Origin of the sequence: Bradyrhizobium liaoningense (genome assembly GCF_018130785.1) — a bacterium.
Classification (GTDB): Bacteria; Pseudomonadota; Alphaproteobacteria; order Rhizobiales; family Xanthobacteraceae; genus Bradyrhizobium; species Bradyrhizobium liaoningense_A.
In genome coordinates this window covers 279,128-296,328 of record NZ_JAFCJT010000005.1, presented here as the reverse complement: position 1 = coordinate 296,328, position 17,201 = coordinate 279,128, and the positions used below count along the sequence as shown (strand labels likewise).

13 protein-coding genes are annotated in these 17,201 nt (G+C 64.7%); 11 read left to right on the top strand and 2 right to left on the bottom strand.

What is annotated here, in order from left to right; translation table 11 throughout:
• Positions 1-60: 60 nt before the first annotated feature.
• Positions 61-1,218 (top strand): M20 family metallopeptidase, encoded by a 1,158-nt coding sequence (locus JQ627_RS15695; RefSeq protein WP_212485065.1) that lies wholly within the window; start codon positions 61-63, stop codon positions 1,216-1,218.
• On the top strand, positions 1,215-1,925 hold the full coding sequence (gene trmB, locus JQ627_RS15690; RefSeq protein ID WP_212485064.1) for a tRNA (guanosine(46)-N7)-methyltransferase TrmB: 711 nt from the start codon (positions 1,215-1,217) through the stop codon (positions 1,923-1,925). Before JQ627_RS15695 ends, trmB begins: the two co-directional genes overlap by 4 nt.
• 73 nt (positions 1,926-1,998) lie before the next feature.
• On the opposite strand, the gene JQ627_RS15685 is transcribed toward trmB, so the two are convergent.
• The gene (locus JQ627_RS15685) at positions 1,999-3,081 is read right to left on the bottom strand and encodes a DUF2336 domain-containing protein (protein WP_212485063.1); all 1,083 of its coding nucleotides are present in this window, start codon (positions 3,079-3,081) and stop codon (positions 1,999-2,001) included.
• A 384-nt stretch (positions 3,082-3,465) separates the two neighbouring features.
• Between JQ627_RS15685 and rimP the strand changes: the two genes are divergently transcribed.
• The 8 genes from rimP to pnp all read left to right on the top strand — a co-directional run bounded on the left by rimP (position 3,466) and on the right by pnp (position 13,907).
• Entirely contained in the window at positions 3,466-4,221 is a 756-nt protein-coding gene (rimP, locus tag JQ627_RS15680; protein WP_212485062.1) for a ribosome maturation factor RimP, read from the top strand.
• Between the two features lie 2 nt (positions 4,222-4,223).
• Positions 4,224-5,834: a transcription termination factor NusA gene (gene nusA, locus JQ627_RS15675; protein ID WP_212485061.1), complete on the top strand. Its 1,611-nt coding sequence runs from the start codon at positions 4,224-4,226 to the stop codon at positions 5,832-5,834.
• 23 nt (positions 5,835-5,857) lie between these two features.
• Positions 5,858-6,541: an RNA-binding protein gene (locus JQ627_RS15670; RefSeq protein ID WP_212485060.1), complete on the top strand. Its 684-nt coding sequence runs from the start codon at positions 5,858-5,860 to the stop codon at positions 6,539-6,541.
• Positions 6,542-6,610: 69 nt separating this feature from the next.
• Positions 6,611-9,316, top strand: coding sequence for a translation initiation factor IF-2 (gene infB, locus JQ627_RS15665; protein ID WP_212485059.1), 2,706 nt, complete (start codon positions 6,611-6,613; stop codon positions 9,314-9,316).
• Positions 9,317-9,471: 155 nt separating this feature from the next.
• Positions 9,472-9,903: a 30S ribosome-binding factor RbfA gene (gene rbfA / locus JQ627_RS15660; RefSeq protein WP_212485058.1), complete on the top strand. Its 432-nt coding sequence runs from the start codon at positions 9,472-9,474 to the stop codon at positions 9,901-9,903.
• On the top strand, positions 9,900-11,018 hold the full coding sequence (gene truB, locus JQ627_RS15655) for a tRNA pseudouridine(55) synthase TruB (protein ID WP_212485057.1): 1,119 nt from the start codon (positions 9,900-9,902) through the stop codon (positions 11,016-11,018). The genes rbfA and truB overlap by 4 nt, the downstream gene beginning before the upstream one ends.
• A gap of 2 nt (positions 11,019-11,020) precedes the next feature.
• Entirely contained in the window at positions 11,021-11,290 is a 270-nt protein-coding gene (rpsO, locus tag JQ627_RS15650; RefSeq protein ID WP_008131787.1) for a 30S ribosomal protein S15, read from the top strand.
• Between the two features lie 463 nt (positions 11,291-11,753).
• Positions 11,754-13,907: a polyribonucleotide nucleotidyltransferase gene (gene pnp / locus JQ627_RS15645; protein ID WP_212485056.1), complete on the top strand. Its 2,154-nt coding sequence runs from the start codon at positions 11,754-11,756 to the stop codon at positions 13,905-13,907.
• A 77-nt stretch (positions 13,908-13,984) separates the two neighbouring features.
• Here pnp and katG read toward each other — a convergent pair whose 3' ends face one another.
• Positions 13,985-16,150 carry a catalase/peroxidase HPI gene (gene katG / locus JQ627_RS15640; protein ID WP_212485055.1) on the bottom strand — a complete coding sequence of 722 codons (2,166 nt, stop codon included), beginning with the start codon at positions 16,148-16,150 and terminating at the stop codon, positions 13,985-13,987.
• Positions 16,151-16,265: 115 nt separating this feature from the next.
• Here katG and JQ627_RS15635 point away from each other — a divergent pair, with 115 nt between their 5' ends.
• Positions 16,266-17,192: a hydrogen peroxide-inducible genes activator gene (locus JQ627_RS15635; RefSeq protein WP_212485054.1), complete on the top strand. Its 927-nt coding sequence runs from the start codon at positions 16,266-16,268 to the stop codon at positions 17,190-17,192.
• The last annotated feature ends 9 nt before the right edge of the window (positions 17,193-17,201 follow it).

Genomic DNA, 17,201 nt, shown 5'->3' with positions numbered 1-17,201 from the left:
CTGCGTCAAATCTGGCCTATGTCGTCATTTGCGGCCGCGTTTTAGTGCGCGCCCGCTTCGATGATGGGGTTCAAAGGCACAGATGCGTTCATGACCAAATCCAATTGGTTCGATTCTCAAACTATTCTCGATGGCATCCGCCGCTGGGTGGAGATCGAGACGCCGACGGACACACCTGAACAGGTCAACAAGCTGGTCTCCATGGTCGCGGAGCAATACCGCGATCTGCCGGTTGCGCTCGAGCGCGTCGCCGGCGTCGATGGCTGCGGCGATCATCTCGTTGCGCGCTCGACCTGGGGCCAGGACCGGCCGGGCATCCTGGTGCTGAGCCACCTCGATACCGTTCATCCCATGGGATTCATCGAGCGCCTGCCGTTCAAGGTCGAAGGCGACAGCGCGTTCGGTCCCGGCATCTACGACATGAAGGGTGGCGCCTATATCGCCCATCACGCCTTTCGCGCGCTCTGCGCCGCCGGCGACCGCTCGCCGCTCGGCATCACGCACGTCTTCACCTCCGACGAGGAGATCGGCAGCCCCACCTCGCGCACGCTGATCGAAACGGAAGGGCGCAAGGCCAAATACGTGCTGGTGACGGAGCCGGCGCGCGACGGCGGCAAGATCGTCACCGGACGCAAGGGCGTCGGGCGCTTCGAAGTATTCATCAAGGGCGTGCCCGCACATGCCGGCACGCGGCCCCAGGATGGACGCAGCGCGATCCGCGAGCTTGCCAACGTCATCCTGGCGCTGGAAGGGATGAACGATCTGGCGCGCGGCGTCACGGTGAATGTCGGCGTGGCGCGCGGCGGCACGCGCCCCAACGTCACGCCGGAAGAAGCCCATGCCGAAATCGACCTGCGCGTGCCAGGCTTTGCCGACGCGGAAGAGTTCGTCGGCAAGATCCTCGGGCTGACATCGAAGACGGATGGCGTCACCGTCAAGGTCACGGGCGGGCTCAATCGTCCGCCCTACGAGAAGAGCAATGCAGGCGCCTCGTTGTACGAACATGCGAAGTCGCTCGCCGCCGAGATCGGCTTCGAGCTGGTCGACACCCACACCGGCGGCGGCTCGGACGGCAATTTCACCGCCGCGCACACCGCAACGCTCGACGGACTCGGCGTCGACGGCAAGGGCGCACACACCCACTATGAGCAGCTTTACGTTTCGTCGCTCGAACCGCGCGCGCGGCTGCTGCATCGCCTGTACCAGACGCTGCGATGAGCGAACGCAAATCAGATCCCGATCGCGATGACAGCGAGCGCGCCTTCTTCGGGCGCCGCAAGGGCCACAAGCTCAGGCAGCACCAGGCCGAGCTGGTCGACCATCTGCTGCCGCATCTTGCGCTCGACATCGAGGGCGAGGTGCCGGGCAACGCCAACGAGATCTTCGATCCCGCGGCGGACGATGTGCGGCTCGAGATCGGCTTCGGCGGCGGCGAGCATCTTGCGGCTGAGGCACGGAATTTCTCCACGACCGGCTTCATCGGCTGCGAGCCCTATGTCAACGGCATGGCCAAAATCCTCGCGCAGATCGAGGCGGCCAACATCGCCAACATCCGCCTGTTCGCGGGCGATGCTGCCGAACTGCTGGCATGGCTGCCGCCGTCATCGCTGTCGCGGATCGACCTGATCCATCCCGATCCCTGGCCGAAGCGGCGGCACTGGAAGCGGCGCTTCGTCCAGGACCGGACCATCACTGCGATGGCCCGCGTTCTGAAAGCGGGCGGCGAATTCCGCTTCGTCTGCGACATCGACGATTACTGTGCCTGGACGCTGTCGCATCTGGCGCGCTCGCAGGATTTCGTCTGGCTCGCGGAGCGCGCCGACGATTTCCGGCAGCCATGGGCCGGCTACACCATGACGCGCTACGGCCGGAAGGCCACGCGCGAAGGGCGCAAGACGACGTATCTGAGGTTCAGGCGGGTGTAATTCTTCGCGCGATCCTCCGCAGCCGTCATGCCCGGGCTTGTCCCGGGCATGACGACAAAGACCTGTACGTTGATTAGATCGTCTGGCGGTTGCGCCAGAATTTCACGACGCGCTCGGCCGTCGACGGCATCAGGCGCGTGAAGTTCACGCGCGCGGCCTCGATGTCGGCATCGGCCGGCCTGCGATGCGGCCCGTACCACAACAGAACGAGCGCGCGCACCGTGGGCCAGCCGAGATTCAGCATGCGCCCCAGGATCAGAATCGGATCGTAGCGATCGCCCGCCATCAGGCGATCGAGGATCGAGAGGCGGACGCCGGACATCGCCGAGAGCGCGGCAATCGATTCCTCGTATTTATGCGCCTTGGCGAAGCCGAGCAGCGCGCTCTCGCCGAGATGCCCCTCGCGATGCAAGGTGAGCACCGTGCGCTGTGCCGCCGAGAAATCGCGGCGCGGGCCCGGGGGCAGCGCAGCCTCCTCGATCGCCGCCATGGCGCGCTTGATCTCGACCTGGCGCACGGGATTGACCACGCTGGAGAGGCGGCGGCGGATGACGTCGAGCGTGCCATCGAGAAGTTGCTTCAGATGCTCGCCCGAGAGATCGTTGCGCTGGCCGATCTTGAGCGTCAGCACGCCGTCCTGCGACGCACGCCTGATCATCTCGGAATAGCTGCCAGGCGAGAACACCGCACCGGCATTGCCCGCAGCGCGACGCACCACGTCGCGATCGCCGCGCTCGACCAGCACGTCGGTGATGGCAGCCGACAGTGCGGGGCGCTCGGTCAGCGCCAGCAGATGGCCCTGGCCCTTCAGCCGCGCGATCTCGACGAGGGCGGCGTCGTCAAGCACCGGCGAGCGGCGCAGCACGGGGCCCGCCACCATGATCTCGTTTTCGCGCGCGAGCTGGCTCACCAGATGCGGCGGCGCATTGGTCAGGCGCGAGAAGCGCTCGGCGAGGTCGACGCGCGAGGCAAGCTCGGCATGCGGGACGAGATCGATCAGCAGGTTGTCGAAGAGATCGACGAGATCGGGACGGAGCTTCTCGGCGTCCTGGAAGAACAGCTGGGCGATGGCGCGCGCGATCTCGCCGCGACGCCGGGGGTCGCCGCGTTTGACGATATCGTCCAGTCCGGGAATGAGCGACGTGGCAACGGTCATGAAAACGCAACTCGTACAGGGCACGCCGCGGGTGCGCCCTTGGTCCAAGCCGCCCCACAATCAGGGAATTTAGGCCTCGTAGATGAAGGAAGCGTTGCGCGGGGGTCCCACAGACCGGCGCAAAAAGCCTCGTCCTGCCTGTGATGGGCCTTGTCCGGGAGGACGGAAAGGGCTATATCAACGCCAATTCATCTTCTCATACGATCCGCGTAGTGAGAGTGGGCCCGAAAGGACCCGCTCTTTTTTATTACCTGAGCGCGGCTTGGTGGAAGATATGCGGCCCGGCGAGCTGTCGGGATGAAAGAGTTCCGAAACAGGCTCTGCAAATCCTGATCTGTTCAAGTCTTAACCAAGCCTTAACCATCGAGCGCCTTGACCCCTGATATGACCGAACCGAACCCTGGTTCCACGGATGCCGAGTTGCTGGCCGAACCGAGGCTCGTGGTCGAGCCGGGCGTGGCGGCACGGGTGTCCGCGGTCGCAGCGCCGGTGCTCGAGGGCATGGGCTACCGCCTGGTGCGGATCCGCATTTCAGGGGAAGCCGGCTGCACGGTGCAGATCATGGCCGAGCGGCCGGACGGATCGATGCAGCTCGAGGATTGCGAGGCGATCTCGCGGGCGCTGTCGCCGGTGCTCGATGTCGCAGACCCCATCGATCGCGCCTATCGACTGGAGATCTCCTCGCCGGGGATCGACCGTCCGCTGGTGCGCCGCTCCGATTTCGAACGCTATTCCGGCCATCTGGTGAAGATCGACATGGCGGTCGCGCATGAAGGGCGCAAGCGGTTCCGCGGCACGCTCGGTGCCGTCGAAGGCGACCGGGTGCAGCTGCACCGCGACGACGTCAAGGCCGGCGACAATCCCGACGTTCTCCTGACGATGGAAGATATCGGCGAGGCCCGGCTGGTGCTGACCGATGAGCTGATCGCGGAATCCATGCGCCGCGGCAAGGCCGAGGAGCGCCAGATGCGCCGCGATCTCGGCCTGGAGCCGCCGCAGGCGCCGCACGCGAAAATCAGCGAAAAGACCACCAAGAACACCAAGCCGAAGAAGAAGCCGGCCCCGACCAATACGAAGAAACACCGCCTTGCCGCCGAACGTGCGCGGCGCGGCGAGATCGAGCCTGACGAAGGAGACTAGCCATGGCAGTCAGCGCCAATCGACTTGAGTTGCTCCAGATCGCCGACGCCGTTGCACGCGAAAAATCGATCGACCGCGGCATCGTCATCGCGGCGATGGAAGATGCCATCGCCAAGGCGGCGCGGGCCCGTTACGGCAGCGAGACTGACGTTCATGCCGAGATCGACCCGAAGAAGGGCGAGCTGCGGCTGTCGCGCCACATGCTGGTGGTCGAGAAGGTCGAGAATCACTCCAACCAGATATCGCTGGTCGACGCGCAGCGCGCCAATCCCGGTGCCCAGGTCGGCGACACCATCGCCGACACCCTGCCGCCGCTGGAATACGGCCGCATCGCCGCGCAGTCGGCCAAGCAGGTGATCGTGCAGAAGGTGCGCGAAGCCGAGCGCGACCGGCAATATCAGGAATTCAAGGACCGCATCGGCGACATCGTCAACGGCGTCGTCAAGCGCGTCGAATATGGCAGCGTGATCGTCGACCTCGGCCGCGGTGAAGCCATCATCCGCCGCGACGAGATGCTGCCGCGCGAAGTGTTCCGCAACGGCGACCGCGTCCGCGCTTACATCTTCGACGTCCGCCGCGAGACCCGCGGGCCGCAGATCTTCCTCTCCCGCACCCATCCGCAGTTCATGGCAAAGCTGTTCGCGCAGGAAGTGCCGGAGATCTATGACGGCATCGTCGAGATCAAGGCGGTGGCCCGCGATCCCGGCTCGCGCGCGAAAATCGGCGTGATTTCCCGCGATTCCTCGGTCGATCCGGTCGGCGCCTGCGTCGGCATGCGCGGCTCGCGCGTGCAGGCGGTGGTGAACGAGCTGCAGGGCGAGAAGATCGACATCATTCCGTGGTCGCCCGACATCGCGACCTTCGTGGTCAACGCGCTGGCGCCGGCGGAAGTCTCCAAGGTCGTCATCGACGAGGACCGCGAGCGCATCGAGGTCGTGGTGCCCGACACCAACAACCAGCTCTCGCTGGCGATCGGCCGCCGCGGCCAGAACGTGCGTCTGGCCTCGCAGCTCACCGGCTGGGACATCGACATCCTGACCGAGCAGGAGGAATCGGAGCGCCGCCAGGCCGACTTCGAGAACTCCACCCGCGTCTTCATGGAATCGCTCAACGTCGACGAAGTGGTCGGCCAATTGCTGGCGTCCGAAGGATTCACCTCGGTCGAGGAACTCGCGATGGTGGACCTCAAGGAACTCGCCGGTATCGAGGGTTTTGACGAGGAGACCGCGCAGGAGCTCCAGAACCGTGCCCGCGAATATCTTGAGCAGCAGGAAGCCGAGATCGAAGCCAGGCGCAAGGAGCTCGGCGTCGAGGACGCCGTCAAGGACGTGCCCGGCGTCACTTCCAAGATGCTGGTGAAATTCGGCGAGAACGACATCAAGACCGTCGACGACCTCGCCGGCTGCGCTACCGACGATCTGGTCGGCTGGACCGAGCGCAAGGAAGGCGGCGAGCAGACCAAATATCCGGGTGCGCTCGACGGTATCGACATCTCCCGCGACGATGCTGAAGCCATGATCATGCAGGCCCGCGTCAAGGCCGGCTGGATCACCGAAGCCGATCTCGCCAAGCCGGCCGAAGAGGCCGAGGCGACCGAAGATCAGCCGGCTTAAGGGCGAAGGAGGATGTCGCTCGGATGCTCGCAGATACTGACCACGATCTCGACCATGGCCCGCGGACCGAAAGGTCCGCGACCATGCGGATGTGCGCGGTCAGTCGCGAGGTCCGGCCGATCGACGAGCTGATCCGCTTCGTCATTTCGCCGCAAGGCGCGATAGTTCCCGATCTCAAGCGCAAGCTGCCCGGACGCGGCATGTGGATCACCGCCTCACGCGAGGTGGTTGCGGAAGCCGTTCGGCGTCACCAATTTAGCAAGGCCTTCAAGCGCGAGTTGCGCATTCCCCAGACGCTTCCCACCGACATCGAGGCGCTCCTGGTTCGGAGCGTGACGGAAGCCCTTGGGATTGCCGCCAAGGCGGGCCAGATTGTGGCCGGCTTCGGTAAGGTCGAAAGCAGCCTGCGGGAAGGCACGGTCGAGGTCCTGATCCATGCCAGTGACGGGGCCGCGGACGGAATCCGCAAATTAGACATGCTGGCACGTCAAAATGCCGGGAATCGCGGCGCCAAGCGGCAGATTCCCGTTGTCACCGCACTGAAATCGATAGAATTGGATTTGGCACTGACCCGGTCAAATGTGATACATGCTGCCCTGCTCGCGGGCCCGGCGAGCAAGTCATTCCTGTCACGTAGCCAGATGCTGGTCCGATACCGGATGGCGGACGATGACAAGACTGCCGAAAAGCCCGGCCAGGATTTCTGAGAGATACGACGACCCGATAGGACGGTGCGGCAACGCACAACACTGATAAATCAGGATTAGGACTGCTGAATGGTTGATACCAAGACCCCTGGCGACAAGAAGCTGAGCGTTCCGAGCAAGACGCTATCGCTCAAGCCGCGCGTCGAAACGGGCACCGTGCGTCAGAGCTTCAGCCATGGCCGTAGCAAGCAGGTCGTGGTCGAGAAGCGCGGCAAGCGCCGCATCGACGGCACCCCCGAGCCGCAGGCCACCGAGGTTGCGAAGCCGGCGGCACCGGCTGCGCCGACGCCTGCTCCGGCGCGCCCGGCTCCGCCGCGTAACGCCGGCTCCGGCGTGGTGTTGCGCACGCTGACCGAGGACGAACGTTCCGCCCGCGCCAGCGCGCTGGCCGATGCCAAGGTGCGCGAAGTCGAAGAACGCCGCCATGCCGAGGAAGAGGCCCAGCGCCGCGCTGTCCGCGAAAGCGCCGAGCGCGCCGAGCGCGAGGCCGCCGAGGCCCGCCGCAAGGCCGAGGATGAGCGTCACCGCCACGAAGAGGAAGCCAAGCGCAAGGCCGAAACCGAGGCCAAGAAGCGTTTTGGCGAAGGCGAGCAGCCGCAATCCGCGGCGCGCCCTGCAACGACGACGGCCGCGCCCGCTCCTGCACCGCGGCCTGGAGCGCCCGCGGCGCGGCCCGGGACCACCGCCACTGCCCGCCCCGGAACAACGACGGCGCGGCCCGGAACGACCACGCAGCGGCCGGGAGGCCCGGTGGGTCGCGCCCCCGCTGTCGCAGCCGGACCGGACGAGGACGAGGGTCCGCGCCAGATCCGCCGCGGCCCCGGCGGCGCCGCGCGTCCGGCGCCGCCCCCCAAGACCACCCACAAGCCCGGTCCGCAGAAGGAGCGCGGCCGCCTGACCGTCGTCACCGCATTCAATGCCGACGACGTGCGCGAGCGCTCGATTGCCTCCTTCCGTCGCCGTACCCAGCGCCTGAAGGGGCACGCCTCGAACGAGCCGAAGGAAAAGCTGATCCGCGAGGTGATCATTCCGGAAGCGATCACCATCCAGGAGCTCGCCAACCGCATGGCCGAGCGCGCGGTCGACGTCATCCGCATGCTGATGAAGCAGGGCGCGATGCACAAGATCACCGACGTGATCGACGCCGACACCGCGCAGCTGATCGCCGAAGAACTGGGTCACACCGTCAAGCGCGTTGCCGCGTCGGACGTCGAAGAGGGTCTGTTTGACCAGGTCGACGATTCCTCCGACACCGAGACGCGTTCGCCCGTGGTGACCGTGATGGGTCACGTCGACCACGGCAAGACCTCGCTGCTCGACGCGCTCCGTCATGCCAACGTCGTCTCCGGCGAAGCCGGCGGCATCACCCAGCATATCGGCGCCTATCAGGTGCTGTCGCCCGAAAGCGGCAAGAAGATCACCTTCATCGACACGCCCGGCCACGCCGCGTTCACCGCGATGCGCGCCCGCGGCGCCAAGGTGACCGACATCGTCGTGCTGGTGGTTGCTGCCGATGACGGCGTGATGCCGCAGACGATCGAAGCCATCAACCACGCCAAGGCGGCGCGGGTGCCGATCATCGTTGCCATCAACAAGATCGACAAGCCCGATGCGAAGCCCGAGCGCGTGCGCACCGAGCTGCTCCAGCACGAGGTGCAGGTCGAATCCTTCGGCGGCGAAGTCGTCGACGTCGAAGTGTCCGCCAAGAACAAGACCAATCTCGACAAGCTGCTCGAGATGATCGCGCTCCAGGCCGACATCCTCGACCTCAAGACCAATTCGGATCGCCCGGCCGAAGGCACCGTGATCGAAGCCAAGCTCGATCGCGGCCGTGGCCCGGTCGCGACCGTGCTGGTCCAGCGCGGCACGCTCCGTGTCGGTGACATCATCGTCGCCGGCGCCGAAATGGGCCGCGTCCGCGCGCTGATCTCGGATCAGGGCGAGACGGTGCAGGAGGCAGGCCCCTCGGTGCCGGTCGAGGTGCTCGGCTTCAACGGTCCGCCGGAAGCAGGCGATCGTCTCGCCGTGGTCGAGAACGAAGCCCGCGCCCGCCAGGTCACCAGCTACCGCGCGCACCAGAAGCGCGAGAACGCCGCTGCCTCGATTTCCGGCATGCGCGGCTCGCTCGAGCAGATGATGTCGCAATTGAAGACGGCGGGCCGCAAGGAATTCCCGCTGATCATCAAGGCCGACGTGCAGGGCTCGCTGGAAGCGATCCTCGGCTCGCTGGAGAAGCTCGGCACCGACGAAGTCGCCGCCCGCATCCTGCATGCCGGCGTCGGCGGTATCTCGGAATCCGACGTGACGCTCGCGGAAGGCTTCAACGCCGCGATCATCGGCTTCTCGGTTCGTGCCAACAAGGAGGCGGCTGCGGCCGCCAAGCGCAACGGCATCGAGATCCGCTACTACAACATCATCTACGACCTCGTGGACGACGTGAAGAAGGCGATGAGCGGCCTGCTCGCGCCGACCTTGCGCGAAACCATGCTGGGCAATGCCTCGATCCTGGAGATCTTCAACATCTCCAAGGTCGGCAAGGTTGCCGGCTGCCGCGTCACCGACGGCACCGTGGAACGCGGCGCCAATGTGCGCCTGATCCGCGACAACGTCGTCGTGCACGAAGGCAAGCTGTCGACGCTGAAGCGCTTCAAGGACGAAGTGAAGGAAGTCCAGTCCGGTCAGGAATGCGGCATGGCCTTCGAGAACTATCACGACATGCGTGCCGGTGACGTGATCGAGTGTTATCGCGTGGAGACGATCCAGCGCTCCCTGTAAGTCCAAATCTTACCGAAGCGCCCGGATCTTTTTGAGCTGAAATTGCGGGAGTGCGATGGCCGGATTTATTCCGGCCATCGCACCGCATTCGTTTCAACAGGACAAATGACAATGCTCGTGTCCCAAACGCGGGCACGACGAGGTGATTTTCGATCATGCCCCGCCACCATCAGAAGAAAAGTTCCGCGCCGGGCGGCTCGCAACGCCAGTTGCGTGTCGGCGAGCAGGTTCGCCACGCGATGGCCGAGATTCTGGCGCAAGGCAATGTGCATGATGATGACCTCGAGGGTCACATCATCACCGTGCCGGAGGTACGGATGTCGCCCGACCTGAAGCTCGCGACAGTCTATGTGATGCCGCTTGGTGGCCGCGACACCGAGGTCGTCATCGCTGCGCTCGAGCGCAACAAGAAATTCCTGCGCGGCGAAGTCGCGCGGCGCGTTAACCTGAAATTTGCACCTGACCTTCGTTTCCGCGTCGACGAACGATTCGACGAAGCGGAACGGATCGAGAAGCTTTTGCGAACACCTGCGGTGCAGAAGGACCTGGAACAGGATCCGGATTCGGATCGGGAAGAAGAGCAATGACGATGGACCCGGCTCACGGCACGATCGGCAGCGAAGAAGTCGATCAGCGCGACGTGCAGAAAAATAATTTTGCGGATCTCGGCGGCAATTCTCAGCCGCATCAGGAGCCGCGCCGCGTCAACAACGATCCCCGCGCCAAGCAGCAGAAGGGCAACCAGCCGCGCCGCGACCGCCGCGATGTCCATGGCTGGGTCGTGCTCGACAAGCCGATCGGCATGACCTCGACGCAGGCGGTCGCCGTACTCAAGCGCCTGTTCAACGCCAAGCGCGCGGGACACGCCGGCACGCTCGACCCGCTCGCCTCCGGCGGCCTGCCGATCGCGCTCGGCGAGGCCACCAAGACGGTTCCCTTTGTGATGGACGGCCGCAAGCGCTACCAGTTCACCGTGTGCTGGGGCGAGGAGCGCGACACCGACGACATCGAGGGCCGGGTCACCGCGACCTCCGACCAGCGCCCGACGCGGGAGGCAATCCTGGCCCTCCTGCCCCGCTTTACCGGGGTGATCGAGCAGATCCCGCCGCGCTATTCCGCGATCAAGGTCCAGGGCGAGCGCGCCTATGACCTCGCCCGCGACGGCGAGGTCGTGGAACTGGCCCCCCGTCCGGTCGAAATTCACCATTTAGCCCTTGTGGATCAACCGGATAACGACCGGGCAGTGTTCGAGGCGGAGTGCGGCAAGGGGACCTATGTCCGGGCGCTCGCCCGCGATATGGGCCGGATTCTCGGCACTTTCGGCCATATCTGCGCGCTGCGGCGGACCCTGGTCGGCCCATTCGACGAGAACGACATGATTCCGCTGGATCAGTTGGAGGCTTTATGCGATAGAGCCGCGTCCGGCGAGGGCAGCCTCGCCGACGCGCTTATGCCCGTTGAGACCGCGCTGGACGACATCCCGGCACTGGCCGTCACTCGGGCTGATGCGGCAAGGCTCCACCGGGGCCAGGCCGTTTTATTGCGCGGACGGGATGCGCCCACTAGTAGCGGCACAGTCTATGTCACGGTGGCAGGCCGTCTCTTGGCGCTTGCTGAAGTCGGCAACGGCGAAATCATCCCCAAGCGTGTGTTCAACCTGACCGGTCTGACTGCCAGCACCGGTCGCAACGAGAGAAATTGACGATGTCGATTGCCGCAGAACGCAAAGCGGAAGTCATCAAGACGAATGCCAACAAGGCCGGCGACACCGGCTCGCCAGAGGTTCAGGTCGCGATCCTGTCGGAACGCATCAACAACCTCACCAACCATTTCAAGACCCACGTGAAGGACAACCATTCGCGTCGCGGCCTCTTGAAGCTGGTTTCGACCCGCCGCTCGCTCCTCGACTACCTCAAGAAGAGGGACGAGGCGCGTTACAAGGCGCTGCTCGAGAAGCACAACATTCGTCGTTAAGTGTTCCTGCGCGCGCCACTGGCGCGCGTTTTCGTGCGCGGTTTCGAGCGAAAGCGTTTTTTTAAAGGTTTTTGATCGAGGCTGCGTGCGCATCGGGTGCGAGCCCAAAGCGCGATATGAATCGCACTTTGGATTGTTGTTTGAGCATGATCTTTTCGGAAAACCGCTTTGCACTTTTCCGGATCATGCTCGAGTGACGGCTAGCATCCGGGGCACGGTGGGCGAGGACCGCAATTCGGTGCTCGCGTTCGTGCCGACTGACAGTCCAGCAGCAATCCGGCGGCTGGGCACAACGGGCAAGGCGCCCGTATGACCCGAAAGGATGGACGCCATCCGAAATCCGAAAACCATGGCAGGATCGCAGGACGCTGATCGCCCGCTTCGATCAACGTCCCGCAATCTTGCGCATGGTTTTTGTTTTTCGGCCCGTCTTTCTTTCGAGAACCCATGAAAGAAGACCTCTATGTTCAATAAGCATTCAGTCGAGATCGACTGGGGTGGACGCACTCTCAAGCTCGAAACCGGCAAGATCGCGCGTCAGGCCGACGGCGCCGTCGTCGCCACCTATGGCGAGACCGTGGTGCTCGCCACCGTCGTCGCGGCGAAGGCGCCGCGCGAGGGCGTCGACTTCCTGCCGCTGACCGTCGACTACCAGGAGAAGACCTACGCAGCCGGCCGCATTCCCGGCGGCTATTTCAAGCGCGAGGGTCGTCCGACCGAGAAGGAGACGCTGGTCTCCCGCCTGATCGACCGTCCGATCCGTCCGCTGTTCGTCGACGGCTGGCGCAACGAAACCCAGGTGATCGCCACCGTGCTCTCGCACGATATGGAAAACGACCCTGACATCGTGGCGCTGGTGGCCTCGTCGGCCGCGCTGACCCTGTCCGGCGCACCCTTCAAGGGCCCGATCGGCGCAGCCCGCGTCGGCTTCGCCAATGACGAGTTCATCCTCAACCCGACGCTCGACGAGATGGTCGACACCCAGCTCGACCTGGTCGTCGCCGGCACCGCCGACGCCGTGCTGATGGTGGAATCGGAAGCCAAGGAGCTCAACGAGGACATCATGCTCGGCGCCGTGATGTTCGGTCACCGCCACTTCCAGCCGGTGATCAACGCCATCATCGAGCTCGCCGAAAAGGCTGCCAAGGAGCCGCGCGAAGTCACCGTCATCGACAATTCGGCGCTCGAGAAGGAAATGCTCGGCCTCGTCGAGCAGGAACTGCGGGCCGCCTACGCGATTCCGGTCAAGCAGGATCGCTACGCCGCGGTCGGCAAGGTCAAGGAAAAGGTGATCGCCCATTACTTCCCCGAAGGGCAGGAACCGAAATACGACAAGCTGCGCGTCGCCGGCGTGTTCAAGGAACTCGAGGCCAAGATCGTTCGCTGGAACATCCTCGACACCGGCAAGCGCATCGACGGCCGCGATAGCAAGACCGTGCGCAACATCGTCGCCGAAGTCGGCGTGCTGCCCCGCGCCCACGGCTCGGCGCTGTTCACCCGCGGCGAAACCCAGGCGATGGTCGTGACCACGCTCGGCACCGGCGAGGACGAGCAGTACATCGACGCGCTGTCGGGAACGTACAAAGAGACGTTCCTGCTGCACTACAACTTCCCTCCCTACTCGGTCGGTGAGACCGGCCGCCTCGGCGGCACCAAGCGCCGCGAGATCGGCCACGGCAAGCTCGCCTGGCGCGCGATCCACCCGGTGCTGCCGCCGCACCACGAATTCCCCTACACCACGCGCGTGGTGTCGGAGATCACCGAGTCGAACGGTTCGTCCTCGATGGCTTCGGTCTGCGGCGCTTCGCTCGCGCTGATGGATGCCGGCGTGCCGTTGAAGCGGCCGACCGCGGGCATCGCGATGGGCCTGATCCTCGAAGACAAGCGCTTCGCGGTTCTCTCGGACATCCTCGGTGACGAAGATCATCTCGGCGACATGGACTTCAAGGTCGCCGGTACGGAAGCGGGCATCACCTCGCTCCAGATGGACATCAAGATCGAGGGCATCACCGAGGAGATCATGAAGGTCGCGCTCGGTCAGGCCAAGGATGGACGTATCCACATCCTCGGCGAAATGGCCAAGGCGCTCACCAACGCCCGCGCCGAGCTCGGCGAATACGCGCCGCGCATCGAGACCTTCAAGATCGCCACCGACAAGATCCGCGAAGTGATCGGCACCGGCGGCAAGGTGATCCGCGAGATCGTCGAGAAGACCGGCGCCAAGGTCAACATCGAGGACGACGGCACCGTGAAGGTCGCCTCCAGCGACGGCGAGGCGATGAAGGCCGCGATCAAGTGGATCAAGTCGATCGCGTCCGATCCGGAAGTCGGCCAGATCTATGACGGCACCGTCGTCAAGGTGATGGAGTTCGGCGCCTTCGTGAACTTCTTCGGTTCCAAGGACGGCCTCGTCCACATCAGCCAGCTCGCTTCGGCGCGCGTGCAGAAGACCTCCGACGTCGTCAAGGAAGGCGACAAGGTCAAGGTCAAGCTGCTCGGCTTCGACGATCGCGGCAAGACCCGGCTGTCGATGAAGGTGGTCGACCAGACCACCGGCGAAGACCTCGAGGGCAAGGGCGAGGGCGAGAAGGCCCCGCGGGAAGCGGCCGGCGAGTAATCGCTCCGCACATCAGAAACACGAAGGGCGGCCTCGCGGCCGCCCTTTTTGTTTGTCGCTTGCTTAAAGCTCAGGGATCAGGCCGCGATGTCGTACCGGTCGAGGTTCATCACCTTGGTCCAGGCCTTGGCAAAATCCTGCACGAACTGCTGCTTGGCATCCGACGAGGCATAGACCTCGGCGAAGGCGCGGAGCTGCGAGTGCGCGCCGAAGATCAGGTCGGCGCGCGTGCCGGTCCACTTGACCGCATTTGTCTTGCGGTCACGGGCCTCGTAGGTGCCGTCAGCCGCCGGCGTCCACTGCGTGCTCATGTCGAGCAGGTTGGCGAAGAAGTCGTTGCTCAGCGTTCCGACCTTCGAGGTCAAGACACCGTGCTTCGAACCGTTCGCGTTGGCACCAAGCACACGCAGGCCGCCGACGAGCACGGTCAGCTCGGGTCCGCTCAGCTTCAGAAGCTGCGCGCGATCGACGAGGGCCTCCTCCTGCTGCAGGAACTGATGCTTCTTGCCGATGTAGTTGCGGAAGCCATCGGCCCGCGGCTCGAGCGGGGCGAAGGAGTCCGCGTCGGTCTGCTCCTGCGAAGCATCCATGCGGCCCGGCGTGAAGGCGATCTTCACGTCGACGCCGGCATCCTTCGCGGCCTTCTCGACCGCGGCAGAACCGCCGAGGACGATGAGGTCGGCGAGCGAGACCTTCTTCGCACCGGATGACGCGTTGAAGTCCTTCTGGATCGCCTCGAGCTTGCCGAGGACCTTGGAGAGCTGAGCCGGCTGGTTCACCTCCCAATCCTTCTGCGGGGCAAGACGGATGCGAGCGCCATTGGCGCCGCCGCGCTTGTCCGAGCCGCGGAACGTCGAGGCCGACGCCCAGGCGGTCGAGACCAGCTCAGAGACCGAGAGACCTGAAGCCAGGATCTTGGTCTTCAGCGCAGCGATGTCCTGATCGCCGACCAGCTCGTGATTCACGGCCGGGATCGGGTCCTGCCAGATCAGCGTCTCCTTCGGCACCAGCGGGCCGAGATAGCGCTGGATCGGACCCATGTCGCGGTGGGTGAGCTTGAACCAGGCGCGGGCGAAGGCGTCCGCGAACTGAGCCGGGTTCTCCAGGAAACGCCGCGAGATCTTCTCATAGGCCGGATCGAGGCGCAGCGAGAGGTCGGTCGTCAGCATCGTGGGCCGATGCTTCTTGGACTTGTCGAAGGCATCGGGAATGATCGCCTCGGCACCCTTGGCCGTCCACTGATTCGCACCGCCCGGGCTCTTGGTCAGCTCCCATTCGTACTTGAACAGGTTCTCGAAGAAGTTGTTGCTCCACTTCGTCGGCGTCGTCGTCCACGTCACCTCGAGACCGCTGGTGATGGAATCGCCCGCCAGGCCCGAAGCGTGCTTGCTCTTCCAGCCGAGGCCCTGATCCTCGAGTGCGCCTGCTTCCGGCTCCGGCCCGACCAGCGAGGGGTCGCCCGCGCCATGGGTCTTGCCGAAGGTGTGGCCACCGGCGATCAGCGCGACGGTTTCCTCGTCGTTCATCGCCATGCGGGCGAACGTCTCGCGGATGTCCTTGGCCGCGGCGACCGGATCAGGCTTGCCGTTCGGGCCTTCCGGATTGACGTAGATCAGGCCCATCTGCACCGCGCCGAGCGGCTCGGCGAGCTGGCGTTCGCCGCTGTAGCGCTCATCGCCCAGCCAGGTGCCTTCGGGACCCCAATAGAGCTCTTCCGGCTCCCAGACGTCGGCGCGGCCACCGGCGAAACCGAAGGTCTTGAAGCCCATCGATTCCAGCGCGACGTTGCCGGCGAGCACCATCAAATCAGCCCAGGAAATCTTGCGGCCGTATTTCTGCTTGATCGGCCAGAGCAGACGGCGTGCCTTGTCGAGGTTGGCGTTGTCGGGCCAGCTGTTGAGCGGTGCGAAACGCTGCTGGCCGGCACCGGCGCCACCGCGGCCGTCCGTGATGCGATAGGTGCCGGCGCTGTGCCAGGCCATGCGGATCATGAGGCCGCCATAGTGACCGAAGTCGGCGGGCCACCATTCCTGCGAGTCCGTCATCAGAGCGGTCAGGTCCTTGATGACCGCGTTGAGATCGAGCGACTTGAATTCCTTGGCGTAGTCGAAGCCCTTGCCCATCGGGTCGGACAGAGCGGAATTCTTGTGCAGCATCTCGATGCTGAGCTGGGTCGGCCACCAGTCGCGGTTCACGCGCGTGGGTTTTCCGCCCGAAAACGGGCACTTCGAAGAGTCGTCCATGAATACCTCCTCTGGCGGCGTCGAACTCGCGCCTTTTGACCAGGTAGAACTACTCTAAGCTTCGCGTTCGATCAGGTGAAGTTGACTTTAATGATCGCTGCAATAAGATTTCCTGATGCTCAACGTCACCCTGCGACAGCTCCGGTATTTCGACGCGCTGGCGCGTCATGGTCATTTCGGCCGCGCGGCTGAGTCCTGTTCCATCTCGCAGCCGGCCTTGTCGATGCAGATCAAGGAGTTGGAGGAGGCGCTCGGCGGCCTGCTGCTGGAGCGCAGCGCCCGGCAGGTCGCACTGACCCGGTTCGGTGAGGAACTCGCGCAGCGCGTCCGCGACATTTTGCGCTCGGTCGACGAGCTCGGCGATTTCGCCCGCGCCTCGCAGGACCGTTTCTCGGGTCGCCTGCGGATCGGCATGATCCCGACGATCGCGCCCTATCTCCTGCCCACCATCACCAAGAATCTCACCCGCATGCATCCGGAGCTCGACATCCGCGTGCGCGAGACGATGACACCGCGGCTGATCCAGGAGCTCGTCGAAGGCCGGCTCGACACCGCCATCGTCGCATTGCCGGTGTCAGAGCCTTCGCTCACCGAGGTCGCGCTGTTCGATGAAAAATTCCTGCTGGTGCGCCCTGGCTCCGACGAAGGCACGCCGGTACCCTCGCGCGAGATGATGCGCGAGATGCGGCTGCTGCTGCTCGAAGAGGGCCACTGCTTCCGCGATCAGGCGCTATCGTTCTGCAACATGCAATCGGCGCCGCCGCGCGAAATGCTGGACGCGAATTCGCTGTCGACGCTGGTCCAGATGGTCAGCGCCGGCATCGGCGTCACGCTGATTCCGGAGATGGCCGTGCCGGTGGAGACGCGATCCGCCTCGGTTTCGCTCGCGCGCTTCCGCGACCCCGAGCCCTCGCGCACCATCGGCATGGTGTGGCGCAAGACCAGCCCGCTGGCGCGCCAGCTCCTGCAGATCTCCGAAGTGGTGTGTTTGTCAGCCGGCAAAGCGCGCCCGAAGCAAGCCGCGCGCAGCCAGCGTGCCTAGGCGGGAATT